Source organism: Corynebacterium spheniscorum (assembly GCF_900113445.1).
Lineage (GTDB): Bacteria > Actinomycetota > Actinomycetes > Mycobacteriales > Mycobacteriaceae > Corynebacterium > Corynebacterium spheniscorum.
On record NZ_FOPJ01000003.1, the window covers coordinates 216,873 to 242,554 of the forward strand.

The 25,682-nt window shown below is 58.9% G+C and carries 20 protein-coding genes and 1 pseudogene; 5 read left to right on the forward strand and 16 right to left on the reverse strand.

Annotated elements, in window-relative coordinates; genetic code table 11:
* The first annotated feature begins 330 nt into the window (after positions 1 to 330).
* Positions 331 to 1,572, forward strand: coding sequence for an HNH endonuclease signature motif containing protein (locus BMZ01_RS03815; protein WP_092284586.1), 1,242 nt, complete (start codon positions 331 to 333; stop codon positions 1,570 to 1,572).
* Here BMZ01_RS03815 and BMZ01_RS03820 read toward each other — a convergent pair.
* The 14 genes and pseudogenes from BMZ01_RS03820 to BMZ01_RS03885 form a co-directional block, all read right to left on the reverse strand.
* Positions 1,569 to 2,219 carry a cell division protein FtsQ/DivIB gene (locus BMZ01_RS03820; RefSeq protein WP_177180046.1) on the reverse strand — a complete coding sequence of 217 codons (651 nt, stop codon included), beginning with the start codon at positions 2,217 to 2,219 and terminating at the stop codon, positions 1,569 to 1,571. The two genes, BMZ01_RS03815 and BMZ01_RS03820, sit on opposite strands and share 4 nt — an antisense overlap.
* Positions 2,216 to 3,667 carry a UDP-N-acetylmuramate--L-alanine ligase gene (murC, locus tag BMZ01_RS03825; protein ID WP_092284590.1) on the reverse strand — a complete coding sequence of 484 codons (1,452 nt, stop codon included), beginning with the start codon at positions 3,665 to 3,667 and terminating at the stop codon, positions 2,216 to 2,218. Before murC ends, BMZ01_RS03820 begins: the two co-directional genes overlap by 4 nt.
* 30 nt (positions 3,668 to 3,697) lie before the next feature.
* A complete protein-coding gene (gene murG / locus BMZ01_RS03830; protein ID WP_177180047.1) occupies positions 3,698 to 4,783 on the reverse strand; it encodes an undecaprenyldiphospho-muramoylpentapeptide beta-N-acetylglucosaminyltransferase in 1,086 nt (361 codons plus the stop codon).
* An 83-nt stretch (positions 4,784 to 4,866) separates the two neighbouring features.
* Positions 4,867 to 6,090 (reverse strand): annotated as a pseudogene (locus tag BMZ01_RS03835) (peptidoglycan glycosyltransferase FtsW); the annotation flags it as partial.
* Positions 6,077 to 7,405 (reverse strand): UDP-N-acetylmuramoyl-L-alanine--D-glutamate ligase, encoded by a 1,329-nt coding sequence (murD, locus tag BMZ01_RS03840; RefSeq protein ID WP_092284605.1) that lies wholly within the window; start codon positions 7,403 to 7,405, stop codon positions 6,077 to 6,079. The pseudogene BMZ01_RS03835 and the gene murD, both read right to left, overlap by 14 nt.
* 12 nt (positions 7,406 to 7,417) lie before the next feature.
* Positions 7,418 to 8,515 carry a phospho-N-acetylmuramoyl-pentapeptide-transferase gene (gene mraY, locus BMZ01_RS03845; protein WP_092284607.1) on the reverse strand — a complete coding sequence of 366 codons (1,098 nt, stop codon included), beginning with the start codon at positions 8,513 to 8,515 and terminating at the stop codon, positions 7,418 to 7,420.
* Positions 8,512 to 9,978, reverse strand: coding sequence for a UDP-N-acetylmuramoyl-tripeptide--D-alanyl-D-alanine ligase (locus tag BMZ01_RS03850; RefSeq protein WP_092284609.1), 1,467 nt, complete (start codon positions 9,976 to 9,978; stop codon positions 8,512 to 8,514). Before BMZ01_RS03850 ends, mraY begins: the two co-directional genes overlap by 4 nt.
* Positions 9,975 to 11,453, reverse strand: coding sequence for a UDP-N-acetylmuramoyl-L-alanyl-D-glutamate--2,6-diaminopimelate ligase (locus BMZ01_RS03855; protein WP_092284611.1), 1,479 nt, complete (start codon positions 11,451 to 11,453; stop codon positions 9,975 to 9,977). The genes BMZ01_RS03850 and BMZ01_RS03855 overlap by 4 nt, the downstream gene beginning before the upstream one ends.
* A 13-nt stretch (positions 11,454 to 11,466) precedes the next feature.
* Positions 11,467 to 13,323, reverse strand: coding sequence for a peptidoglycan D,D-transpeptidase FtsI family protein (locus tag BMZ01_RS03860; RefSeq protein ID WP_092284735.1), 1,857 nt, complete (start codon positions 13,321 to 13,323; stop codon positions 11,467 to 11,469).
* Between the two features lie 358 nt (positions 13,324 to 13,681).
* Positions 13,682 to 14,431, reverse strand: coding sequence for a cell division protein FtsL (ftsL, locus tag BMZ01_RS03865; protein ID WP_177180048.1), 750 nt, complete (start codon positions 14,429 to 14,431; stop codon positions 13,682 to 13,684).
* A complete protein-coding gene (gene rsmH / locus BMZ01_RS03870; RefSeq protein ID WP_092284615.1) occupies positions 14,412 to 15,479 on the reverse strand; it encodes a 16S rRNA (cytosine(1402)-N(4))-methyltransferase RsmH in 1,068 nt (355 codons plus the stop codon). Before rsmH ends, ftsL begins: the two co-directional genes overlap by 20 nt.
* Positions 15,480 to 15,704: 225 nt before the next feature.
* Positions 15,705 to 16,139 carry a division/cell wall cluster transcriptional repressor MraZ gene (gene mraZ / locus BMZ01_RS03875; RefSeq protein ID WP_092284617.1) on the reverse strand — a complete coding sequence of 145 codons (435 nt, stop codon included), beginning with the start codon at positions 16,137 to 16,139 and terminating at the stop codon, positions 15,705 to 15,707.
* Between the two features lie 492 nt (positions 16,140 to 16,631).
* Complete coding sequence (locus BMZ01_RS03880; RefSeq protein WP_092284737.1) at positions 16,632 to 17,051, reverse strand: DUF3040 domain-containing protein; 420 nt, start codon at positions 17,049 to 17,051, stop codon at positions 16,632 to 16,634.
* A 350-nt stretch (positions 17,052 to 17,401) separates the two neighbouring features.
* Entirely contained in the window at positions 17,402 to 17,833 is a 432-nt protein-coding gene (locus tag BMZ01_RS03885) for an SAV_6107 family HEPN domain-containing protein (RefSeq protein WP_092284619.1), read from the reverse strand.
* Positions 17,834 to 18,034: 201 nt separating this feature from the next.
* On the opposite strand from BMZ01_RS03885, the gene BMZ01_RS03890 reads away from it, so the two are divergent.
* The 3 genes from BMZ01_RS03890 (at position 18,035) to BMZ01_RS03900 (ending at position 21,430) form a co-directional block, all read left to right on the forward strand.
* A complete protein-coding gene (locus BMZ01_RS03890) occupies positions 18,035 to 18,601 on the forward strand; it encodes a GNAT family N-acetyltransferase (protein WP_317845906.1) in 567 nt (188 codons plus the stop codon).
* Between the two features lie 166 nt (positions 18,602 to 18,767).
* On the forward strand, positions 18,768 to 19,889 hold the full coding sequence (locus BMZ01_RS03895) for a polyprenyl synthetase family protein (protein WP_395890778.1): 1,122 nt from the start codon (positions 18,768 to 18,770) through the stop codon (positions 19,887 to 19,889).
* A 47-nt stretch (positions 19,890 to 19,936) separates the two neighbouring features.
* Entirely contained in the window at positions 19,937 to 21,430 is a 1,494-nt protein-coding gene (locus BMZ01_RS03900; protein WP_244887574.1) for an alpha-(1->6)-mannopyranosyltransferase A, read from the forward strand.
* Here the strand turns inward: BMZ01_RS03900 and BMZ01_RS03905 are convergent.
* Positions 21,333 to 21,704, reverse strand: a complete 372-nt coding sequence (locus BMZ01_RS03905; RefSeq protein WP_092284625.1) for an Rv2175c family DNA-binding protein — start codon at positions 21,702 to 21,704, stop codon at positions 21,333 to 21,335. The two genes, BMZ01_RS03900 and BMZ01_RS03905, sit on opposite strands and share 98 nt — an antisense overlap.
* Positions 21,705 to 21,775: 71 nt before the next feature.
* Here BMZ01_RS03905 and pknB point away from each other — a divergent pair, with 71 nt between their 5' ends.
* Positions 21,776 to 24,094 carry a Stk1 family PASTA domain-containing Ser/Thr kinase gene (gene pknB / locus BMZ01_RS03910; protein ID WP_092284627.1) on the forward strand — a complete coding sequence of 773 codons (2,319 nt, stop codon included), beginning with the start codon at positions 21,776 to 21,778 and terminating at the stop codon, positions 24,092 to 24,094.
* A gap of 65 nt (positions 24,095 to 24,159) precedes the next feature.
* Here pknB and BMZ01_RS03915 read toward each other — a convergent pair whose 3' ends face one another.
* Positions 24,160 to 25,548 carry a class II 3-deoxy-7-phosphoheptulonate synthase gene (locus BMZ01_RS03915; protein ID WP_177180049.1) on the reverse strand — a complete coding sequence of 463 codons (1,389 nt, stop codon included), beginning with the start codon at positions 25,546 to 25,548 and terminating at the stop codon, positions 24,160 to 24,162.
* Positions 25,549 to 25,682 lie beyond the last annotated feature (134 nt).

Here is a 25,682-nt window from a genome sequence, read left to right on the forward strand (position 1 = left end):
ATTCATCATTCTCGAAAAAAGCGGTTGAGTGTCGGACATTCGCGGGCGTGTCGATAGTCTCAACCTGCACTTTAGGGTTACGTAGCCCCCTCGCCAGCGCACTTTTCTCAGCCTCCCACCACTTTAGCGAATTCTCTCGAATACGCGTACGTAACCGACAACGCATCCCATATTTAGACGTCACCAATACCCCAATCGGTTCCCTAGTTTGACCAGCTACTTTAGCTTTATCGCTCTATCGAAACTAACTTCGAATCGCCGCTCAGGCGTGTTCTCAATGGCGTGTATGTTCTATCCCAATAGCAAAGACAGCGAAGAAAGTTTTAGAGCATGAACACCCAAGAAACCCACCCCAACTCCGCACCCTCCGAAAAGCAAGAAGCCTGGCGAAGAGGCCCCATTCCCGAACACCCCTGGGAACATAACAACCTCAATGACGTAAAACTCAATGCCTTTTGGGCTTCATCTGCTGCCCGACACCCGTTGAGCGCATGGATCCGCGAACGCAACCGCAATGACATCACAGTCTGGGAGCAGATCCTGCCTGACGAGGATGAGGACATTGATATGCACCACCTCCTCCAAACCTATGCCGCCTATGGCGCCTTCGGTATCGGCGATGTCCGCACTCATCTTCATGCCGCCCTGCTGATGCGCGAGATGCCGCGCTTTAAGGAGCTGGCCTTAGACTTCGGCCACATCAACCAGGCGATGCTCGCGCATATCTACCGCGAGCTTAGAGATGTACCCAAGGAAAAACTCGCTGAATTTGAAGAAGCCCTTATCGAGATGTTCTCGCCTTTTACCCAAGCCCAAGAGGTGCCGAGTAAACGCCGAGTCACCAATCGCCTCCGCCGCCTAAAGATCAGCGTCCTCGAATCCGATGAGGAAGAAGAAGAGATTGATCCGCCGGCGCGCTATCTCAAAACCGCTGACACCCCGCGCGGCGGCACCGTACTCAAGATCGGCCTAGAAGCCGATGAAGCTCGAGAGGTCCTCGCTGCTATCGAGAGTGTCGCCAAACGAGAAGGCATTGAGCTTCCTGATGCTTTCTTGATGCTGATGCGACAACAAACCACAGCCACCACGATCCTCAATATCTACGGCCCGGATGCAGAATCCCCGGCATGCCTTGAAGGCGATATCTGGTTGTGCAAAGCTCGCCGCCAATACTGGGCCCAGCGCGTGGATAAGGTGCGTGACCTACCTGAGCTGAAAGACTTCATGGTCGAAGGCCATGACCCCCGGGAAGGCCAGAAGGCGATCGTGCGTGGGCGTGATGCCCATTGCCGGGCCCCGGGCTGCACGGTCAAGGCCAGGTACTGCGATATCGACCATGTCATTGAGTACGGACTTGGCGGCCCCACCACGGTGGGTAACCTGCAGGCCCTATGCCGCAAGCACCATAACCAAACGACCGATGGCCGCGTGCGGGTATTCATGGACCAGCATGGGCGCTGCTATTGGCACTACCCCGGCATGGAGGTTGTAGTGACAGTCCCCGAGGGGCCGCTCGCGGAAGTCAAAGACGCGCACTGGGGCAAAAGCTGGAAGGACTGGTCAGCTCGCTAACGCACAGTGACCAAGGTGGGGTCTGAAATATCCCACTCCTGGCCCTCCTGGGAAAGCACTACTTTCAGTGCTCGGGCTTTGTCATGGTTATCTTCCGCTGCTCCCCAGCGGACGCGGCGACCATCATGAAGCTCCAGAACGATGTCCCGCGGGCTCGCCGCATCAATGCGGGCGACCAAAGGACGTTGATCCCCGAGGGATTTGGCGACCTCAACAATCTTCGCGAGGTCCGGCAGGCTACCTTGTGCTGCCCCGCTGACTTCCACCGTGCCCATAGGCGGTTCTGCGATCACAAAAGGCTGTCCGCTTTCATCCACCAAAGCGATGCCTTCCGGGCGTGCGATCCACACCAAAGGCGTGCGCTCTTCCACAGCAATGCGCACGGTACTCGGCAGCGAATACGTCGCCTTGACCTCCTTAACCCACGGCAACTCATAAACCTGGGTGGCGGCTTTGTTGTAGTCCAGGCGCAGCAGGTTCTCGCCTCCGCGGATACCACTAGCTTCGATGATCTCAGCTTCGGTGGTGTGTTCTTGGCCTTCGACCTCGAATTGGCGGACCGAAAAGAGCGGGGTGAACCACGCCACGGCCCCTAATACTGCGATGACGAGGACGGTGGCGAGGGTACCTAGGAACCAGCGTTTCAACTTTGTGCATCCTGCAGGTAGTGAAGAATCTCCGGGGCACACATGGTGACACTTCCGGCACCAATGGTCAGCACCAGATCATCCGGGCCAGCGAATTCCGCAACACGAGCGGGAACCGCGGAGAAATCGGGTTCGAACACGGTGCTATCGGGAAGCATGTACTGCGTAATGATGCGCGAATCCACACCTTCCACAGTCTTCTCCCGGGCACCATAGATATCGAGCACCACCGCCGCATCCGCAAGGTTCAGGGCACGCGCAAAATCTTCCGCGAATTCCATGGTGCGGGAGTAGAGGTGCGGTTGGAAGGCTGCAATGACCTTGCCTTTGCCTAAGGCATCCACCTGTTCGCGGGCCGCGGTCAGCACCGCGGTGACCTCGGTGGGGTGGTGAGCGTAGTCGTCATAGACCCGCACATTGGTATAGGGCCCCTCACCGTGCACCGTGCCGTGGTATTCGAAGCGGCGGCGCACGCCATTGAAGTCATTGATGCCGGTCACCAGCTTCTCCAGGTCCCCGCCAGCATGGTAGCCGGCCAAGAGCGCGGCAGTGGCGTTCAGGATCATGTGCGAACCAGGGATCTGCAGATCCACCTCGAGGGCGTGCTTATCAATTACGATGGTGGCTTTGCGCCCCCAGGCCGTGGGCTCCTGCGCGGTAACCATGGCCCCACGGGGAACGGTGGGGTGCTCGGCACAGGCCACTGAGCTGCCATAGCCCATCACTGGGGCGCCAGTCTCAGCGAGGGACTCAGCCAAAGCAGCGGCGTGCGGATCATCCAGGCACACCAGGATCTTGCCATCTGCTGGCACCAGTGCAGCGAATTGTTCAAAGACGCGGAAGTACTTTTCTTCCGTTTCGAAGAAGTCCAGGTGGTCCGGCTCAATATTGGTAATTACCGCAATAGTGGGGCTATAGCCCAACAAGGAGGCATCGGATTCATCAGCCTCAGCCACAAAAGCATCCCCGGTGCCGTGGTGCGCATTCGTACCAGCACGGTTGAGGTTGCCACCAATAGCGAAGCTGGGGTCTAAGCCGGCGGCCTGCATTGCCACCACCGTCATGGAAGTGGTGGAGGTTTTGCCGTGGGTACCGGCAATCAGGATCTGCTGGGAGCCCTTCATCAGCTCAGCAAGCAGATCCGAGCGGCGAATCACCGGGATGCCGTTTTCCTTAGCGGCCACCAGCTCGGGGTTGTCCTGAGGAATAGCGGCAAAGGAGGTCACCACCACGGTGGGTAGTTCCCCAGCTAGCCGGAGGTTCTCCGCGGCATGCCCCAGGGCCACCTTGGCGCCCATGGAACGCAGGGCGCGTACCGGTCGCGAATCTTTGGCATCCGAGCCGGTAACAATGGCGGAGCGTTCTAAAAGGATGCGGGCTACGCCGGACATTCCGGCGCCACCGATGCCAACGAGGTGGACACGCGAGAAATTAATGGCTGTACTCACTTCCGGGGCTCCTGTGTGCGGGCGTTGTAGTTAGTGGTTAGCGCGGCGAACCGCGATGATCAAGCGTTCAGCGATATTATCCGCAACATGTCCAGCTCCGGTGCGATTCGCCGCATGGCGCATCGCATTGTAGGTAGCCACATTGCCTAGGATCTCATCAACTTGGCGCACCATCGCCTCACCGCTGAGCTGTTTATCTTCCAGAATTCGGGCGGCCCCAGCATCCACAGCGGGGCCAGCGTTTAGGCCTTGTTCGCCATTGCCATGCGGCAAGGGCACATACACCGCAGGCACGCTAGCGGCAGTAACTTCGGCAACCGTCATGGCACCAGAGCGGCAGATGATCATATCCGCTACCCCATAGGCTGCGGCCATGTCCTCGATATAGGGCACCGGCACATACCCTTCACGCGCCTTCGGTGCCTCATTCTTTTTGCCATAGGCATGCAGAACCTGGTAGCCGCGCTCCAGGATCTCATCAAGGCCCTCAGCTAAAGCCTCATTGAGGCTCTTCGCGCCCTGCGATCCACCGGTTACTAACAAGGTAGAGCGCTGTTCATCCAAGCCCCATAGTTCGTGGCCGCGCTCCCTAGCCTCCGGGTCATTGAGTTCCTTGCGGATCGGAATGCCCACCACTTCCCCATCCAACCCAGAATCGGGGACTGCATTAAGCCCGGTGCCGCCAAGTTTTACACCCAACTTATTGGCCATCCCGGCCCGCGCATTGGCTTCATGCACAAAGAAGGGAATGCCGATCATGCGGGCAGCAAGATAAGCCGGGGCAGACACATAGCCACCGAACCCAATCAGCACATCAGCTTCAACTTCGGCCAGCACATCGCGGGCTTCCATCACTGCTTTGCGGATCTTCAGCGGCAACGTCGCAAGCTTCGGGGTGGGTTTGCGTGGGATCGGTACCGGTGAGATCAGTCGGAGGTCATAGCCGCGGGCGGGCACCACGGAGGTTTCTAATCCTCGGCTGGTGCCAAGCGCGGTGATTCGAACGTGGTCGCCTAAGCGATCGCGTAGTGCATCGGCTACGGCCATGGCGGGTTCGATATGTCCGGCGGTTCCGCCACCTGCGAGGACTACGGACATCACTTTCGGCAAAGCCACGATCACTATCTCCTTTGGTAGGAATGCGGGCGATATTTGACGCTACCACTCGGGGCGGCCGGCGGGGCAGGCTCCTTCGCCTCAGCTTCCGGCTCCGGGATAAAGAGCAGCAGGTCGAAGGTGGGGCGACCATAACTTTGCATCGCGGACACCGCTTCGGGTTCATGGCGCGCAATATTGGCAAGAATGCCCATGGACCCCAAGGTAATAATCGCTGAGGTACCACCAGCAGAGATCATCGGCAGCTGGATACCGGTCACGGGCAGCAACCCAATCACATAGCCAATATTGATGAAGGCCTGTGACACCACACCAGCGGTAATAGTCGCCGCCATCAGCGATTGGAATTGATTAGCCGCCCGCAGCGCGGTGCGCAGCCCATAGATCCCCAGAATCAGGAAGAGGCAGATCACCAAGGCCCCACCCCAAAGCCCCAGCTCCTCACCAATCACCGCGAAAATGAAGTCATTTTTCGCTTCCGGCAGGTAGAACCACTTGGCACGCGATTGCCCCAGCCCCACCCCGCCAGCGGAACCATCCGCCAGCGAAAGGAAGCCCTGGTAGGACTGGAAGGCTGCGCCCTGGGTGTCTTCGAAGTGCCCAAAAAGCGCATCCAGGTAAACGCTAATGCGGTGCGAACGGAAACCATCTCCCATGCCCGCAATAATCACCAGCAGCAACCCGAGCCCAAAGAACACGGCCACCGCCAGCGTCGGAATGCCGGCGAAGAAGAGCAGCAGCCCCACCATCAGGGCCACGTTCAGCGCCATACCCACGTCATGTTCCGCGAAGATCAAGGCGATCACCGCGAAAGCACCCACGCAGAAGGTCACCCAGGGTCGCAGGTCGCTATCCCCACTAAAGCGCGGGTTACGATCTGCCAGGTGGCTGGCACCCCAAATCGCCAGCGCAACCTTCGCAAACTCCGATGGCTGCAGGCGCAGCGGCCCCAGCACAATCCAGGATTGCGAACCCACCTCCGCTTTACCGGTACCAATCCCGGGGATCAGCACCAGAATCAGCAGGATAATCGCAATGAGCAGCCCCCATCCGGAGAGTTTCCGAATGGTTCGGGGCCGAATCTTCAGCGCCAGCCAAAAGGCCACCAGGCCGAGGAACACCAGGATCGCTTGGCGTCGCGCCGTCCCCCACACATTGGAGCCTTCAATAATGGACCAGGTCATAGAACTGGACATCACCATCACGATGCCCAGCGCGGTGAGCACAAACACGCAAATTCGGATCACGAGGTAATCCAGCAGCGGTTTTTGGTGCACCCGCTTCCAGGTTTCCTTAATCCCGCGCATGCTCGCCTCCTAAGTGCTTCTTGATTGCGGCCGCGAAGATATCTCCACGTTGCCCCATCCCCTCATACATGTCCAGCGATGCGGCGGCTGGGGCTAGCAAAATGGTGTCGCCGGGGCTCGCCCACTGTTTTGCTTGCTTTACGAGATCGTCCATGGCGGCGGCAGGGTCCGTTTCGGGAGTGCTGTACACCAAGGCTTCCGGCGCCTCTACGTCCATTACTTGCGAGATTATGTGGCGATCCTGGCCGAGAATAAGCGCAGCTTTAATGTGGTCGCGGTGCGAGCGGATTAGTTCGGTAATATCCGCTCCCTTTAGTTGGCCACCAGCAACCCAAATAATCGGGCCAAGGCCCTTCATGGCCGCATCCGTGGCATGCGGGTTGGTTGCTTTGGAATTATCGATAGCACGAATACCATCCCACTCCCCTACGACCTGCCCGCGGTGACCAGCCACATGGAAGGAGCTCAAGGCTTCTTGTATGGCCTGCGCGCTTACTCCTTGGGAACGCGCCATTGCCGCGGCAGCCAGAGCATCTAATACCCCGGCGGGCCCAGCAGGTTCAATGCCTTCGGCACTAGCTAGTGGCGTATCACCTTCCATGAGTTGGCCTTGGGCCACGTGGTAGCGCGTCGCAGAGTCCAACCCGAAGCCAACCGCATCAATCCCAGCGCGGGTCAGCGCAGTACGCACATGCGGGTCATCGGTACCAGCAATGGCCACCGGCCCACGTAGCGCACGCACCTTCGCATCCGCATAGGCCTGGAAGCCGCCATGCCAATCAATATGGTCTTCAGCAAGATTCAGCAACACCCCAGCATCTGGGGTCAGCGTAGGTGCCCAATGCAGCTGAAAACTGGAAAGCTCCGCGACCATCACATCAATGCGTTCTTCCGCAGCCAGCGCTTCGCCCACCGCTAAGCCAATATTCCCCACAGCTCGGGCGGCGAAACCACCGGCTTGCATCATTTTTTCCAGCATCGCGGTGGTGGTGGTTTTGCCATTTGTCCCAGTAACGACCAACCAACGCCGCTCGCGCCCAAAGACTTCCGCGCGATCCAAACGCCAAGCCAACTCCACATCCCCAATAACTGGGATGCCCCGGCGCACGCTCTCGGAAAGCAAAGGCGAATCGGGACGCCACCCAGGGGAAGTAACCACCATGTCATAGTTGTCCAGGTTCACCTGGTTGACGGGGATGGCGCCGTGCCCTGGTCGATCATCGGCGATGTCGACGCGGGCGTCGGTGGCGCGCAGCATGTGTAATGCCCCTAGCCCGGAGACTCCGGCACCGGCGACCAAGATGCGCTCTGACATGGCTTTAAGCTCCTAAAGTGATGAGTAGGTTAGCCACTCGCCGTAGAACATGGAGCAGCCCAAGAGCACTGCCATGGCGGCGATCAGCCAGAATCGGATGACGACGGTGGTTTCCGCCCAGCCACCATTTTCGAAGTGGTGGTGGAAGGGGGCCATGCGGAAGAAGCGTTTACCGGTGGTGCGGAAGACGATCACCTGGATCACCACGGAAGCGGCTTCCATAACGAAGAGTGCACCAATGATGATCATCAGCAGCTCGGTGCGCGACGCAACCGAGAGGCCGGCCACAAGCCCGCCGAGGGCAAGGGAGCCGGTATCGCCCATGAAGATTTTGGCGGGGGCGGCGTTCCACCATAAAAAGCCCAGGCAAGCACCCAGCCCGGCGGTGGCTAGTACGGCGAGATCGAGGGGGTCGCGTACCGAGTAGCAGCCGGCGGTGGCGACTTCGGAGCAGCTATTGCGGAATTGCCAGAAGGTGATGCCGGCATAGGCGCCGAGCACTAAGGCGGTGGCGCCGGATGCTAGGCCATCGAGGCCATCGGTGAGGTTGACGGCATTGGACCAGGCGGAGACCAAAATATAGATGAAAAGCAGGAAAATAATGATGCCGATGCCGCCGCCGAAAGCAAGGTCGACGGTGGGGATATCGCGGATGAAGCTGAGGTGCGTACTGCCCGGGGTAAGTCCCTCAGAGTCCGGGAAGAAGAGAATGAGTCCGCCGAAGATTAAGGCGAGGGCGAATTGCCCAACCAGCTTCGCGGTTTTATTCAGCCCCAGGTTGCGGGCTTTGAATAGTTTGATGAAGTCATCTGCGAAGCCGAGAGCACCCAGACCTAAGGTAAGCCCTAGGACCAGTAGACCGGAGACGGTAAAGCCGCCGGTGCCGCTGATGGTTCCATAAATATTGGTAGAGACATAAGCGGCGATAATGCCCGCAACGATCGCTAGGCCACCCATGGTGGGGGTGCCGCGTTTACGCAGGTGGGACTTGGGTCCTTCTTCGCGGATTTCTTGGCCGAGGCCTTCCGCGGAGAACCAGCGGATTAGCAGCGGGGTGATGAAAACAGCGACGAGGAAGCTGACGGCTCCGGCGATAATAATATTAATCACGGTGTAGGGTTCTTCCTCTTCTCACAATCAACGGCGCGGAGAGCTTCGGCAACTTCCCAGAGTTTTTGGGCATTGGAGGCTTTCGCCAATACGCAGTCTCCGGGGTGAGGCTGCACCAGCTTCGCGGCCGCAACACAATCTTTCGCAACCTGAGTAGTTATACCCTGTGCCCTTGCCGCCTCAACCATTGCCCGGGTGGCTGGGGAAACATCCACCACAATAAGCTGCTCAATTTCTTGGGCGCGGAGCACTTCCGCGATGGCGGCATGTTCAGCTTCCGCATTATCCCCCATCTCACCCATTTCCCCGAGCACCGCCCATGCGGTGGTGCCGCGGCTACGAGCCATGGCCCCTAAAGCCTTAAGCCCGGCGCGCATGGATTCCGGGTTGGCGTTATAGGCATCATCAATGATGACCACCCCATCGGGGCGCGTTTGCACATCCATGCGGTGCGCGGAGGCAGCGGTGTGCTCTGATAGTGCGGCTGCGATCTGAGCAATCGGGATGCCTACTGCATGCCCAATGGCGGCTGCGGCCAACGCGTTGGGAACTTGGTGTTCACCATGAACCTGCAGGTTCACCATTCTCGAGTCTTCGCCTATGTGCAGCGCGAAATGCGCGCGGCTTTGTTCATCGAGGTGAATATCGGTGGCATAAATATCTGCTGGTTGTTCAGCGGAGAAGTAGAGCACCTTGGCGTGGGTGCGGGACTTCATGGGCGCAACCAGGTCATTATCGAGGTTGAGGATCGCAGTGCCCTGCGGCGGGAGTGCCTCAACCAGCTCACCTTTGGCTTGGGCAATGCCTTCGCGGGAACCGAATTCCCCTAGGTGCGCGGAGCCCACATTTAAGACCGCTCCGACGGTGGGTGGGGCGATGGCGGCGAGCTCGGCGATATTGCCGATGCGGCGGGCCGACATTTCGGCGACTAGGAAATCGGTGGATGTGCTACAGCGCAGCACGGTGTAGGGGTGCCCGATCTCATTATTGAAGCTTCCGGGTGGGGCGATTACTTCGCCGGCTTTGGTCAGCACCGTGGCGGCTAGATCTTTGGTGGAGGTTTTTCCTGCGGAGCCGGTAATGCCCACGATCTGCATATCCAGGCGGGTGGCTACGGCATGCGCGAGTGCGGAAAGGGCCTTGAGTACTGCGGCGCCGCTGCCGTGTTCATCATCGAATTCCAGGGCGTAGCCGGTGGAATCGGATTTACCTTGGGGTTGCACCACAATGGCGGGCACCCCGACATCGCGGGCGGCGAGCACCGCTACCGCGCCGGCATTAATGGCGGTCTGTGCGAAATCATGGCCATCCACGCGGGCACCGGGTAGGCAGAGGAAGATCCCACCGTTGCTGATCTTGCGGGAATCAAATTCCACGCTGCCGCTGACGATGGTGTCCGGGTCGGCATGGTAGATGCTGCCGCCGGTGATCTCGGCGATCTCTTTTAAGCTGAGCTGGATCATCCTTTACGCTCCTTGAGGGCGGCGCGGAGTTCCTCGCGATCATCAAAGGGGTGCGTGACCCCTGCAATGAGTTGTCCGGTTTCATGGCCCTTGCCGGCCACCACAATGGCATCCCCGGGTTGGGCCCAGGCCACTGCGGCGCGGATAGCTGCGCGGCGGTCTGCAATTTCGCGGACTTCGGTGTCGGTATCAATACCCGCTAGTAGTTCCTGGCGGATGCTGGCGGGATCTTCATCGCGGGGATTGTCATCGGTGATGATGACCAGCTCGCAGCGCTTCGCCGCTTCAGCTCCCATAATGGGGCGTTTGGAATGATCACGGTTACCGCCAGCACCAATGACCACCCCAAGGCGCCCAGTGATCTGGGAGCGCAAGGTATCTAAAACGGCAGCTACCGCGGCGGGTTTATGGGCATAGTCCACCACCGCAAGGAAATCTTGGCCTTCTTGTACTTTTTCCATGCGCCCTGGCACATTGACCTGGGCAATACCCTCGGCGACCTGTACTGGGTTAAGGCCGGCTGCTTGGGCTAGGCCTAGGGCGATGGCGGCATTGGCGATATTGAAGCGGCCCGGGATGGCGAGGCTTAAGTCGATGGGGGCGGTATTCGGCAAGGTGATGGTGGCGTGGTGGATGCCGGCTTCATCCACGTGAATATCGCTGGCCTGGATATCGGCAGGGTGGCCGTCGATGCTGACAGTAATGGGGTGTTCGGCGACCTCGGTGGCCATGCGTTGGCCCCATTTATCATCAATGCAGATGATGGATTGGTGTGCCTCCACGGGGCTTCCAGGGCGGAAAAAGGTGGCCTTGGCCTGGAAATAATCCTCCATGGTGGGGTGATAATCCAGGTGGTCTTGGGAGAGGTTGCTAAACCCAGCAACATCAAAATCACAGGCGTTAACGCGGCCCAGGCTTAAGGCATGGGAGGAGACTTCCATCACCACATGGCTGACTCCTTGCTTGACCATCTCGCGGAAGAGCTCTTGAAGCATGGGGGCTTCCGGGGTGGTTAAGGGAGTGTCGACTTTTTGGCCCTTGATGTGGGTGCCGGTGGTGCCAATCACGCCGGTAGGCACCCCAAGATGGGCAAGTCCAGCTTCCAGCAGGTAGGTGATGGTGGTTTTGCCGGCGGTGCCGGTCACGCCGATGAGGGTGAGTTCTTTGGAGGCATGACCATAGATCTCGGCGGACACCTGGCCGAGGATGGCGCGTACATCCTCAACTTCAATGACCGGCCGGGTTTCACCATGGTTGTGCAGGTATTCCCACCCGTTTTTATCAGTCAAAATAGCGGAGGCGGGAGTTGCCGCGGCATAGCTTGCCCCGTGCGTACGGGTGCCGGGGAGTGCAGCGAATAACCCGTTCTCGGGAAGCTCTGCAGAATTTAAACCAATGTCGGAAATCTCCAGGTCCTTGGAGTTATGCAGAGTACCGTTGGCGAGTTCCGAGAGTCTGCGAAGTGTACTGCTCATACGCGCGTCCTTGCTAGTTGTGCTGGAGGATGAGTTGGCCTTCTTGGGGTGGAGAGAGCGGCACATTGTGTCGATCCAACAGCCAGGAGGCAATATCGTGGAAAACCGGGGCGGCGGAAGCTCCCCCACCACCATCGGGGTTGGGGCCGCGCTCCGGAGCGTCCAACATGACGGCAATGACAAAGCGCGGATCATCCGCGGGGGCGATGCCGCCGAAGGTAATCCAATAATCGGAATTAGAATACGCGCCGGTATCGGGGTCAACCTGCTGCGCGGTACCGGTTTTACCGGCGAGCTGGTAGCTCTCAATGCCATTACCGGCGGCGGTACCGGAATTTAAGCCAGTGGGATCGGTTTGGAAGACGCCGCGGAACATATCGACGATGGTGCGGGCGGTATGTTCGCTGACCACGCGGGTGCGGGTCGGGGCGGGTTGTTCTTCTAAGGAACCATCGGCGCTTTGGACCTTGGAGATAATGCGGGGTTCGATGCGTTCCCCACCATTGGCGAGGGTTTGGTAAACACTGGCCAGCTGCAGGGCCGTCCAGCTCATGCCCTGGCCGATGGGCAGGTTGGCGAAGGTGCCGCCGGACCATTGTTCCCGCGGCGGAAGTAGGCCTGCGGATTCATTGGGCAATTCCACGCCGGTGGGTTGGCCAATGCCGAAGCGGCGCAGGTAGTCGGCGTATTTATCCTCACCGAGGCGTTGGGCAAGCATGAGGGTGCCCACGTTGGAGGATTTACCGAAAATACCGGTGGTGGTAAGCGCGAGGTCGCCGTGTTGCCAAGCATCGCGCACCGTCACTCCGGACATGTGGATGGAGCCGGGGACGGTGAGGACCTCATCGGGGGTGCTCAGGCCTTCTTCGATGATGCCGGCGGCGGTAATGATTTTGGCGACCGAGCCGGGTTCGAAGGGGTGCGAGACAGCGCGGTTATCGAAGTCGCGGCCGGTTTCTAATTGTTTAGCGATATCCCCATTGGGGTCGATGGTGCCGGTATTGGCCATGGCGATGATCTCGCCGGTTTTGGCGTCTAGTACCACCGCGGAAGCATTATGTGCCCCGGAGTTGGCTTTGGCTTGCTCGATTTTTTGTTGGACGAAGGTTTGGGTGTCCAGGTCGAGGGTAAGCGTGACGTTTTTGCCATTGACTGCGGGGACCTGGTCGCGCAAGGTGCCGGGGATGACTTGGCCATTGGTGGAGACATCTTCGGTGGAGCGGCCATTAATGCCGGCGAGGACGGAATCACCAGAGGCTTCGAAACCGAATTGGCCTTGGCCATCCATGGAGACCTTGCCAATAATATTTTCGGCAATCGCGCCATTGGGGTATTGGCGGATGTCTTGGTGATCGGCGGCGACACCGTGGTAGGTAGAGGCGATCTCTACCGCAATGTCTGGGTCCACATTGCGGACTAGGAGCTCATAGTGTGTATCGGCTTTGAGCTTCTCGAGGATTTCCTTGGGGTCAACCTCGTCGGTGGGGTTGCCATGTTCCTTGATCATCCGTGGGATGCCGGTGGACATGTCTTTGAGGATCGCGCCGACGCGTTTATCCAGCTCGCGGTTGCGGGCTTCCTCATCGCCGCGGATGGTGACCTCATATTCCTGCTGCTGGCGAAGTTCCTTGCGCAGCTGGATGGGGGAGACGGTCAGCGAGCGGGCCTGCATGGTGTAGGCGAGGTCGCGGCCATCACGATCAGAGATGGTGCCGCGGCGGGCGGGGTCCACATAGACGCGGGCGCGCTGGGCTTCGGCCTTTTCGGCAAGATCTGGGCCCCACACCACCTGTACCCAACCGAGGCGCGCAATGAGAGCCACGGCGATGACGATGGCCCCGACCACGATCCATTGGATGCGGCGGCGCATGGTGTTGCGCTGCAATTGGGTGGGGGTTTCCCGCGGTGCGGGTTCTGGCCGTGTGATGGGGTGCTCGCGGGCAGGGTGCTCGCGGGTGGGGTGTGGCCTGGTGACTTGTTGCCTTCTGGCTTGTTGCGCGCGGTAGTTTCGCGAGGAGCTGCCTCGAGGGGCAGGCTGGTGGTCGCTGCTGACACGGCGTCGAGGTGCGCGACGATTATTCGCGCGGCCCGAGGAGGACATCCTCACCATCCTTTTCGTGTCGAGTGCTTTCACAGGCGCAGTGCGCCCCTGTCACACGCTACCGCGACAGGGGCTGTTGAGCTTCTATGCCCCGCCGATGCGGAGCCTAATCACAGGGATTGCTCAGTTATCGGCCAGGGCTGGGCGCGGCCGGAACATTGGGGGCATAGGGCGCTACCCCGGCATCATTGTTCGGCATGCCCAGATGCGGTACCGCTGAGACGTTGCCATCGAGCTCCCGGGTTTTCTCCGGGTTACTAGAGGCAATGTGGGCGCGCACCGGTTTGCCATTGACATCAATAATGGGGCGGGTTTCTTCACTCGGGGGGCGAACCTCGGTGACTTCGCCTTCATCATTGACCGCCAGGATGCCCGGTTGCTGTGGGACCACCAGGTGCCGCTCCCCTGCTTGGCGGGCTAAGGAGGCAGAGCTGCGCACATTCTCAAGGTCGCGGTTTAAGGACTCCAGCTGGTTATCAAGGCGGTTTTGTTCCACCTTGAGTTGTTGCAGCTGGAAGGTTTGCTGCGTGGTCACCCCAGAAAGGGTCATGGCCCCAATGATGCCGGCAATGGCGAAAAGCAAAGCGGCGGCCGAGATCTTCAGAATCCGCGGGGTTTCCTTGCGCGGTTGGATGCGCCGCCCACGCCGGGACACCACTTGGCGAGACCCCAGCCGTTTAGGTGCGGCCGGCGGGTTCTTCCGGGTGCTGCGATGCGGCCGTGGTTTTAGCCCAGTGGGCGTTTCGCGGCTCGGGGCCTCCGGGTAGCGCCGTGGGCTAACCCGCGGTTGGGTGCGCAGATCTTCGCGTTCCAGGAGGGCCGTATTGGTTTGGGTGCGGGAGTAGGTGCGCCGACGGTCAGCCATGGTGTCCCTCATCTCGGAAAGCTTTCTTTGGGTCGTTCTGGGAAGTGTCGGTGGAAGCCGAGGTTCTTTCGATAGCGCGGACCCGCACCGGGGCGGCCCGCGGGTTCTCTTCGATTTCCGCTGCGCTCGCTTTTTCTGCGCCGCGGGTAATCGCTACCCATTCCGGTGCGGTCCCCGGAAGGTCCACGGGTAACCCGGGTGGGGTTTTAGAGGCACAAAGCTGCCCGAAGAACTTCTTCACCAGGCGGTCTTCTAAGGATTGGTAGCTCATGACCACCATCCGCCCACCGCAGCGCGTCATAGCGGCAGTATTAGGCAGTGCGAGTTCAATGGCTTCGAGTTCGCGATTAACTTCCACGCGCAGCGCCTGGAAGGTGCGCTTGGCGGGGTGCCCCCCGGTGCGGCGAGTAGCCGCCGGAATGGTGTCATAGAGCAATTCCACCAGCCGCGCGGAGGTGCTAAACGGTTCTTTTTCTCTTTCTTTTAGCACCGCGCTGGCGATTTTCCCGGCGAAGCGTTCATCACCATAGGTTTTGAGTACCCGCGCTAGGTCGCCGTGACTATAGGTATTGAGCACATCAGCTGCGGTGATGCCCTTGGTGGGGTCCATCCGCATATCAAGGGGTGCATCGGTGCGATAAGCAAAGCCACGCTCAACTTGGTCTAGCTGCATAGAGGAAACCCCAAGGTCAAAGAGGCTGCCTGCCAGGCCTTGGTCTAAGACGATCTCGGCGATGGGGTGCGATTCTTCTTTTAAGGTCTCGTGGGCCTCATCGAAGCGACATTGGATGGCGTGGAAACGGTCCCCGAAAACAGAAAGACGCTCGCGGGCTTCGCTAAGCGCACGGGCGTCGCGGTCAACTCCGAGGATGCGCACTGTGGGGAAGGTGTGCAGTAGGTATTCGCTATGCCCACCGGCGCCCAGGGTGGCGTCCATAAGGACCGCGTCTTCTTGTTCTAGAGCGGGGGCTAAAAGTTCCGCGATGCGATCGCGCATCACCGGAATGTGCCCGTGTTCGCTGGCGTTGCTCGTGCTTGCGTTGCTGGTGCTTGCGTCCATTGGCCCCTGGGTCACCCCCTTTTTCTCATGCGCGAAGGAACTTATATGCAATATGTCTGGCCTGAGTACATATAGGGCCCTGTCCGACCAGGCTTAAGAGTGTGGCGGTGATGTTGGTTCTGATGTCGGGGAAGTACACCAGAAGCAAGCTTTCGCCCGCCGCGTCTTGTCCTCGTCGGACAGAGTCCGTACACGCACTCCTGGGGTGACGCGCATATCAGGGTGTTAGAGCAGGTCGCCGAGGATATCGTCGGCGTCGGCAGCGGAGTATTCCGCTTCTGTTTCTTCCTGATAGGCGGCCCAGGACTCGGCGTCCCAGATCTCTAGGAAATCGACGGAACCGATGACTACGCATTCCTTGCTGAGGTTTGCGTATTCACGGTGCACCGGGGACAAAGTGATTCGTCCCTGCCCATCGGGTGTTTGCTCATCCGCGCTGGCTGCCAGGTTGCGGATAAACGCACGCGCCTTTGGGTTGGTGCGGGATACGGCCGCTGCTTTGCGAGCTCGGGCCGCGAACTCTCCACGGGGATACACCGCAAGGCTGTGGTCCTGGCCTTTAGTGACCATCAGCCCTTCAGCTAGTTCTTCGCGGAACTTCGCTGGGAGGGTGAGACGACCTTTGGCGTCAAGCTTCGGGGTGTAGGTGCCCAGAAACATTCCTGGAACTCCCTTCCCTTAAACCTGAGCCGGTGGTGATGACCTCATGTGGAGTGTCGAAATCCATAGCCATAAGACTGGTTGCCTCATCGCTGTGCCCCACTCTACCCCACTTTCCCCCACTAGCAAGACTAAAAGTGGCCAAGCACCCCACTAATAAAGGTCTTTTCCCAGGTTAACTGAGATTTTATTGGTGGGGAGATTTACCTAAACGCTAATCACTCTAGTCACATAAGCCCCACAAGCACCACTAGCCCCACTAAGTTCCCCTCGCTTCTTACACCTTCCCTCACCCCAACAACACCACCTCGAACTGCAGATATGCCACGTCAAGCAAGCAGGCACATGTCAGCCCAGCGCAGCATCCCCAAGCGCCGCGTCAGATGTGGGGCAAAGTGGGGGAAAATGTGCAGACATAAGAAAACACCGCCGCTTCCTCACTCCGGCAAGAGTGGAAAGCGGCGGTGCTTGTATAGGAGAAGTTGAGAGGGTTTAGCGCTCTTCGAAGCGACGACGGAAGTTCTCTTCCATTCGGCTGCTTAATGAGCCGCCTTCTTTGGTGACGATGGGCCCAGCCTTATCCATGGATAGGGACATTGAGGGGCGTCGGCGGAAACCACGGTTCTGTTTTCCGCCGCCACGCAACATCCACACCCCGGCGCCGAACATCACGAGGAATCCGACCACACTGAGGGCAATAAACCACAGGCTGTTTTGGGACAAGATGACACCCATCAGCATGGCGACGAGGCCAACGACGATGAGCGCGACACCTTGAAGGGATAGGTTGATCCCCTCACCGCTACCGAAAACGTGGTCATCGGTGACCCCGGACCCAAAACTGGGGTCGTCGGCGAGGAGAGACTGCTCAATCTCTCGGAGCGTGTTGAGCTCCTGCTCAGATAGTGACAAGGCGTCCTCCGCACTCGGTTCGTTTTCTGGATCATGATTGGTGCTTGCCAATCTCTAATCCTTATAACGCACACCCTATCCTGAAAGTTCCCTCCAGGCACGCACAAGCACACACTTTTTTCTTTGAGGAAGCAGCAGCTCAGCTGCATCATCCTCACCCATCAGCACCACCACACGCGAATCCATTTCGCCACGTCATCCACTACGTCACCCACCTAGGCGGCAAGCGCCACCACACCATCACCTTCAACACCGCGCCACCACTGCGCCTCAAGCGACCTAAAACCCCACCTTTCTGCCTGTTCAGGGAAGGATTCGACTACCCCCGTAAGTGGATAGTCCCTACAACTTTAGGCTGCATCGAGGTTCCAACCCAGGGAACCTTCCACGGCGACTAAGAAGTCAGCAACCTTCCCTATCAACTCATCAACCACCACCTCAGATACATCCCACTGCGCACCAGAGAGCAGCCGGCTCCGCAGCCGCGAGTAAGCCGAAAACTCAGCAGCTTGAGCCTCACCAGCTTCATCAACGAGCTTGAGTTGCTCCCAGGCCCCACTCGGTAGCCCGCGGCGACGACGCGCTAGCGGCGAATCCGCAATCCGTGCGCCAGCTAAACGCAGTGCAGCTTGGTACGCTGCATCCAAGGCCTCAATCAGTTGGCTCTTATCGCGATAAACCTCAGCCTGGGACAACAGCACCCGGGCCTTGGCGAGGAAATCATCGCGGCGGTGGGCTGCCTGGGAGTCAAAGCGAGTAGTTGCGGAAATAATCTGGCCCATGGTGACTGTCTCCTTTCTCCGTGAGATCGACTGATAGGAAAATCAATCGCTGTTCTGCGTTGTTCTTGACTCTTAATCTAAGAAGCAGCCGGTACACACCCCATCCAAAATTAGAACACACAATCGACACACCTAGGATTGACGCAGCTCACACGCCCTAAACCTAGAAATTCCCCACATCATCACCAAGATCGTGGTTCGATGGAATCCGTGAAAATCACCATCCGCCGTCTCAGCGCCCCAGAGTTCTCCATGCTCTGCCCGCACTTAGTAGATATCTACGAAAGAGCCATGGGCTATAGCCAAGAAGACACCACCCGAAGAATCAGTACCTGGCGCTCAGACTCCCGCCACCGCGGTTTTAATGCCGTCATCGCACTATCCGGCGATATCATCCTTGGCGTTGCCTATGGCCACCTCGGGGAACCTAGCCGCTGGTGGCACCGCGAAGTCGCAACCGGCTTGCGCTCCTCCGGTAAAAAAGCAGAAAACTATGAGGCCATCCTCCGCGACTATTTCGAGATCTCCGAGGTGCACGTCGAACCCGCCGCCCAAGGTCGCGGCATCGGCCGAGCCTTAATTACCGATCTGCTCTACTTAGCCCCCGCAAGCTACGCCCTGCTCTCCACCCCGGAAGTCGAAGCCGAAGATAACCTCGCCTTCGGCCTTTATCGCTCCCTCGGGTTCAGTGATGTCCTAAGAAACTACTGCTTCTACGGGGATTTACGGCCCTTCGCGATCCTCGGCCGCCCACTCCCGCTCTCATAAGCACCGCACCACACCGGAGCCACACTTGCCCTGAAGCAGTCGCGCGGTAGTCTGTGAGAAGCTTATTGATTGCCTGCTGGGGCGCAGTATCTTCAGCGCTTTTTTAGCGCACTACCCTGCCCCGCACATCTGCCCAAAAGATTTCGACCCCCAACGTTGGCCCACAATGAGGATGGACACTCCCGTGAGCGCTTCCCGCACTGCCCACACCACACCTGATATCCACCAGATCCCGGATGCTGTGCGCGGTGTTCTCAGCGATTTCCTCGAAGGCCGCCGCAGCAAGGTCGCCAAAATTGGCGAACCAGTCACCCGCGCGGTCAGCTACCTAGAAGACTTCGTCCTCGGCGGTGGCAAACGCATCCGCCCGCTTTATGCCTGGGCAGGTTTCGTAGGCGCCGGCGGGCTCGAAGGCCCCGAAGATCCCCAAGCGGTGCTGCGCGCCGTCAGCTCCCTGGAATTCATCCAGGCCTGCGCGCTCATCCACGATGACATCATTGATTCTTCGGCCACTCGCCGCGGCAATCCCACCTTGCACCGCGCCGTCGCCAGCGCGCATCAGGAACAAAACTTCGCCGGATTAGCTGATCATTTCGGCATGTCAGTAGCCATCTTGGTAGGCGATATGGCCTTGGTGTGGGCCGAGGACATGCTCCGTAATTCCGGGGTGTCCGCAGATGCTCTCGCCCGCCTCAACCGCCCCTGGGCTGGTATGCGCACCGAAGTTATTGGCGGCCAGATCCTCGATATTTCCCTTGAGGCCAGCGGCGATGAGTCCGTGCAGCTAGCCAATAATGTCAACCGCTTCAAAACTGCCGCCTACACCATCGAGCGCCCCCTGCACCTGGGCGCTGCCATCGCGGGCGCATCCCCTGAGGTCATCCGCGCTTTCCGTGGCTATGGCCGCGATATCGGTATCGCCTACCAGCTGCGCGATGATCTCCTCGGCGTCTTCGGCGACCCCGCCATCACCGGCAAACCCGCAGGTGATGATCTCCGCGAAGGCAAGCGCACCGTGTTGCTAGCGCTAGCTTTGGAGCGCGCCGACGCCCACGATCCCCAAGCTGCCGCCGCTTTGCGTGCCGGGGTCGGCCACACCCAGGATCCCGCCGAACTCGCCCGCCTCGCGCAGATCATCCGCGACACCGGCGCGCCCGATGAGGTCGAAGCCCGCATCACTGAGCTCACGACCTCCGGGCTCGCGCAATTGGAAACCGCCGAGCTCTCCCCCACGGTCACCTCGGTGCTTAAAGACCTAGCCATCCGCTCGACTGAACGGCGTTCCTAAACGTGAAGCTTCGTTCTTTTTTTGATTGCTTCCCGAGATCGGGTGTCTTGGGTTTCCTCGCAACTTTCATCTTGGCACTCGGCAGCTTTGGCGGCGGCGCCATCCGATATAGGGGAGGAGTCCTCGACAGCCTCGGACTTGAATTCCTCTCCTATGGTCACGGAGCCGCCTTCTCCAATGTCAGCGTCTGGCTCGGTATTCTCCTGCTCTGCATCGCCTGGGTTGTGCTAGCCCACCGCAAGGTCTTCTCGGATTCCCCAGCATCCTTGAGCGACCTACAGCACACACTGGGGCTATGGATCATCCCCCTGGTTGCTGCGGCACCGGTGCTATCTCGGGATGTGTATTCCTACTTAATGCAAGGTGCGATGCTGCGCGATGGCTTCGACCCTTATCGCGAAGGCGCAGCCGTCAACCCTGGGCCTTTCCTGCTGGAGGTGTCCCACGATTGGCGCAACACCACCACCCCCTATGGCCCACTGCATTTAGGCATCGGCGATCTCATCACCCGCCTGGTTGGCGATAATGTCACCCTCGGGGTGTTTTGCTACAAAATTTTAAGCATCCTCGGATTCGCCGCGATCGCCTGGGCAATCCCCCGCATCGCCCAAGAACTGGACGCTAATCCGCAGATCGCCCTGTGGCTAGGTGTCATGAACCCAGTGATGATCCTGCACATGATCGCCGGCATGCATAACGAATCCATCATGGTGGGCTTAGTGTCCGTGGGAATCCTGCTCACCTTGCGCCGCCACTTCTTCGCCGGCGTAGCGCTGGTGGCCATCGCCGTGTCTCTTAAAGCCACCGCAGCTATTGCTCTGCCCTTTATGGTCTGGATGGCGGTGTGGTTTTCCACTAAGAAGATCCACTCCCGAGTGGCACGTTTCTTCGCCTACGGCATAACCGGGGCCATAGAGACCTTCGCCATCTTGGTGGCGATCACCCGTATCTCCGGGAGTAACTGGGGTTGGGTGGCAGAGATCTCCGGCAACTCTAAGGTCATTAATCCTTTGGCTTTACCCACGCTGCTTGCCGGCGCGGTGGCTCCCCTTGGCAAACTCTTTGATGAAGATTTCGCCTATAACGCACCCCTGGCGCTATTCCGCACCGCCGGTTCCATTCTCATGTTGCTGGGGCTTATCGCAGCCTGGTGGTTTTTCCGGGGTAGCAAAGATAATTGGCGGGTCCCTGCTATCACCGGAATCGTGGTGGCCTATACGGTGGCCTTCACCTTAAATTCGGTGACCTTGCCCTGGTATTACGCCAGCATCATTTCCCTGGTGGGCTGCATTACTTGGCAACGCAGCTGGATTCTCCCACTGGTCAGCTGGCTAAGTCTAGTTCTAGCTTTTGCTTTCACCGGCTCCGGCAACCACCAGCTCTATAACCTGCTGTGGATGATCTGTGCGATGGCCGGAGCCTGGGTGTGCATGGACTATGCGCTTAGAAGGCCATTGCCTGCGCGCGACGCATCACTTCCCGAGCCAGATGCCCATGCAGTGCATCAATCGGACGTCCCGGCAGAGAATCATCTTCGCTAAAGAGATAGCGGAAAATCGCCTCATCGCTATAACCACCATCGCTTAACACAGTGATGCAGCCGGGTACGAAGCGGCTAATGCGAGCTTTATCCTCGTCGAAGAAACGCGCGGGCACCATGCGCTTACCATCGCGCTTGAGCGCAATGATCTTGCGCTCATTGAGCAGATCATGCACGCGGGTGATCACCACGCCCAGCAGATCGGCAACCTCAGGCAAGCTCAATAAGGGTTCGTTGGGATCGGGTAAGACGCTGTCATTCGGAATGCTACTCACGAGTGCCTAATCTACCCTGTGCGCACTCCCCTGCTGGCAACTCAGTGGGTCTATCCGCCATACTTGTTCGCATGGCTGAATTGAAGGTGGGAGATGTCCTCGAAGGCAGGTACCGGATTGATCATCCGATTGCCCGCGGCGGCATGTCCACCGTCTACCGTTGCGTCGACCTTCGCTTAGGGCGAGCTGTTGCCGCAAAAGTAATGGATGACCAGCACCGCGATGATCCGGTGTTCCGGCAACGCTTCCGGCGCGAAGCTCGCGCCATGGCGCAACTAAGTCACCCCAACTTGGTGAATGTGTATGACTTCAACTCCGAAGGCGAACACATCTTCCTCGTGATGGAACTCATCACCGGCGGCACCTTGCGCGAATTACTTGCCGAACGCGGCCCCATGCCCCCGCATGCCGCCACCGCAGTGATGCGTGCGGTACTCACGGGCCTTTCCGTGGTCCACCAAGAAGGCCTCGTCCACCGCGATATAAAGCCGGACAATGTTCTGATCAACGGCAATCACCAAGTAAAGCTCGCGGACTTCGGGTTGGTGCGTGCCACCGATGGTGCCACCGCAACCACCTCGCAGATTGTTGGCACCGTTGCTTATCTCTCCCCGGAACAAGTCGATGGTTCCACCATCACCCCGGCTTCCGATGTGTACTCCACCGGCATCGTCTTATATGAGCTACTCACCGGGGAAACCCCCTTTGAAGGTGAAACCCCGCTCCAGCGCGCCTATGACCGCCTAGAACGTACGGTGCCGGCACCAAGTAGCCGCATCGAAGGCGTTCCCCCACTTTTTGATGCGCTCGTAGCTTCGGCAACCGCCCTCAACCCAGCGGACCGCTTCAAAGATGCCGGCGAGTTCCTCGTCGCGCTTGATGACATTGCCGAAGAATTAGCGCTGCCCAGCTTCCGCGTGCCGGTGCCAAAAAATTCAGCCGCGCACCGTGCCGCAGCGGTACCTACCTCCACAACGGATGTGTTACCGCCGGTATCCAGCATGGATGCCACCAATGTGCTGCCGATGATTCCCAACGAGGATTCCCCGCAGGATGCCTCGGAAACCGCAGTGCTCTCCCCTTATGTGGATCCACAAGCACCGCAGGAAACCTCGCAGTTAGAAGCAGCGCAGCTTCCCCCGGAACAACCAGCCCCCATCCCACAGGCTGTGCCGGTTCCCCCGGCAGCTCCGGCACCCCAAATGCCGGTGACGATTCCACCTAGACGCCCGGTGTCGAATCGCTCCAAACTGAAAGCCGCGGCCTGGCTTATCTTCATCACCCTCATTGTTGGTGCGGTAGCTGTCGGCGGCTGGTGGTTTGGTTCCGGACGCTACGGGGAAATCCCGCAGGTATATGGTCTTTCTCAAACCGAGGCGGTCGCCGTAGTAGAGGAGGCCGGTTTCGACCCCTCAACCCGCTTCGTTTTTAACGATGACGTTCCCCGCGACCACATCGTCGGTAGCGAACCGCACGAGGGAGAACGTCAAGTCCGTGGTCAAACCGTCACCATCTTAGTTTCCCAAGGAAAACCCACGGTCCCAGCCTTCCCGGATGACCGCAGCGTGGAGACTTTCCGCAGTGAAGCCTCCAAGCGCACCTTAACCATCACCTTCGGCGATGGTGTCTTTTCTGATGACATCCCCGAAGGCAAGATCGTGGAGTCTCACCCCGCCCCGGGGGAAACGGTGCCGGTTAATAGCGCCATCAAAATTGAAACCTCCCGCGGCCCCGCCCCGGTGAATGTTCCTGATGTGCGCGGAATGGAAGCAGACAAAGCCCGCGAACTGATTGAAAGCACCGGGCTCAAAGTCGGCGACACCACCCATGACTTCTACCACGACGTAGAAAATGGCAAGGTCAACGCCACCATCCCTAGTGCTGGAACTGAGCTAGCTAAGGGCAGCGAGGTGACCCTGCAGGTTTCTACCGCGTTGAAGGTCCCCGAAGTAGCCGGCCAAACCGTAAAGGATGCGATCAAGACCCTCAATGATGCTGGTCTTACAGTTAATGACCATGTGCGAGAAGAAGGAACGACCTCCGATCGTGCTGACCGCGTTCTCAATGTTGATCCCGGTGCCGGTGCGCTAGTGGATCCCGCTCACCCAACAGTCACACTGGTACTGCCGGAAAAGGTTTTCGTCCCCGGGGTAATGACGAAGACCGTCAAGGAAGCAGCTGATGTCTTATCTAAAGTCGGATTAGGGGTCACCGCTGAAGGCAACGCGAATGCGCGAGTATTCCTACAGGATCCCAGCCCTGGCACGAGCGTGGCCCCTGGTACCACGGTAACGCTTAAGGGTATTGGCCCCGGTTGGAACCGCGAGGATGATAACCACTATCGCCGTAAGCCCCAGGACAATGGCGTCCGCCACCACGGTCGCCGCTAAGCACACAGAAACGCTCTTCCACACCTTCACATCCCAGGTGCGGAAGAGCGTTTATTGTCGTTGATCTAGTTGCGCAGCATCTCGGCAACCAAGAAGGCCAACTCCAGCGACTGCTGGGTGTTCAGGCGCGGATCGCAAGCCGATTCATAGCGGCCCGGCAGATCAATATCGGTGATATCTTCTGCGCCACCCAAGCACTCGGTCACATTCTCGCCGGTGAGCTCAATGTGGATACCACCAGGGTGGGTTCCCAGAGCGCGGTGAACTTCGAAGAAGCCTTGGACTTCATCAATCACCTTGTCGAAGTGACGGGTCTTATAGCCATTCGAGGAGGTGAAGGTATTGCCGTGCATCGGGTCGGTCTGCCAGACCACCTTGTGGCCGGACTGCTCCACAGCTTGGACAACACCGGGCAGCACCTGGCGAACCTTATCGTGACCCATACGGGCAACCATGGTCAGACGACCCGGACGGTAATCCGGATCCAGGCGATCGGCATAAGCAACAGCTTCCTCCGGGGTGACCGTCGGGCCGATCTTAATGCCAACCGGGTTGGCAATCAGGGCTGCAAAGTTCACGTGGAAATCTTCGATGCCGCGGGTACGCTCGCCGATCCACAGCTGGTGGGCGGAGAGGTCATAGAGGCGGGTGACGCCATCCGGGTCCTCTGCCAGGCGCAGCATAGCGCGCTCATAGTCCACCAAGAGAGCTTCATGCGAGCAGTAAATCTCAGCGGAACGAAGGTTCTCATCCGATACTCGGCAGGCATCCATGAAACGCAAGCCGCGCTCAATTTCCTGGGCCAGTGCCTCATAGCGGGCACCTGCCGGGGAATTGGCCACGAACTCGCGGTTCCACTCGTTAAGGCGATAAAGGTCAGCAGTACCAGAGCTGGTCAATGCGCGGACCAGGTTCATAGCTGCTGAGGAGTTCGCGTAGGCACGAATCATGCGGGCCGGGTCATGGCGCCGGGCTTCCGGCGTTGCTTCCACACCATTAACGATGTCGCCGCGGTAGTTCGGTAGACCATTTTCGTCCAGGTCAGAAGAACGCGGCTTCGCGTACTGGCCAGCAATACGCGCCATCTTAATAACCGGCGTGGAGGCGCCATAGGTCAAAACGACAGCCATCTGCAGCAGGGTTTTAATATTGGCCCGAATATGCGGTTCGGTATTCGACTCAAAAGTCTCGGCGCAATCGCCACCCTGAAGGAGGAAGGCCTTGCCGTTTGCAACATCAGCAAGGTTTTCCTGCAGCTGCCGAATTTCCGGCGCTACTACGATCGGCGGCACAGATTCTAAAATCTTGCGGACATTATCCGCTGTCGCACGATCCCAGCTGGGCTGTTGCTTAGCGTCCCGCGCAATGACGTCGTCAAATCGCTCCTGGATACCATCCGGCAACGGCGGCAGATCCGGGAGCACTTCCTTGGGAATATCTACAGTCCAACTCACAATATCTATTCATAGCATGTGAACCCCTCACACTAAGAATGCATCCCATTGTTTAGGACACCCTGCCCACCCACCAGGCATACTCCGGATACAACCTTAACTACCTGGAATTTCAGGCACTAAATCAGCTACAA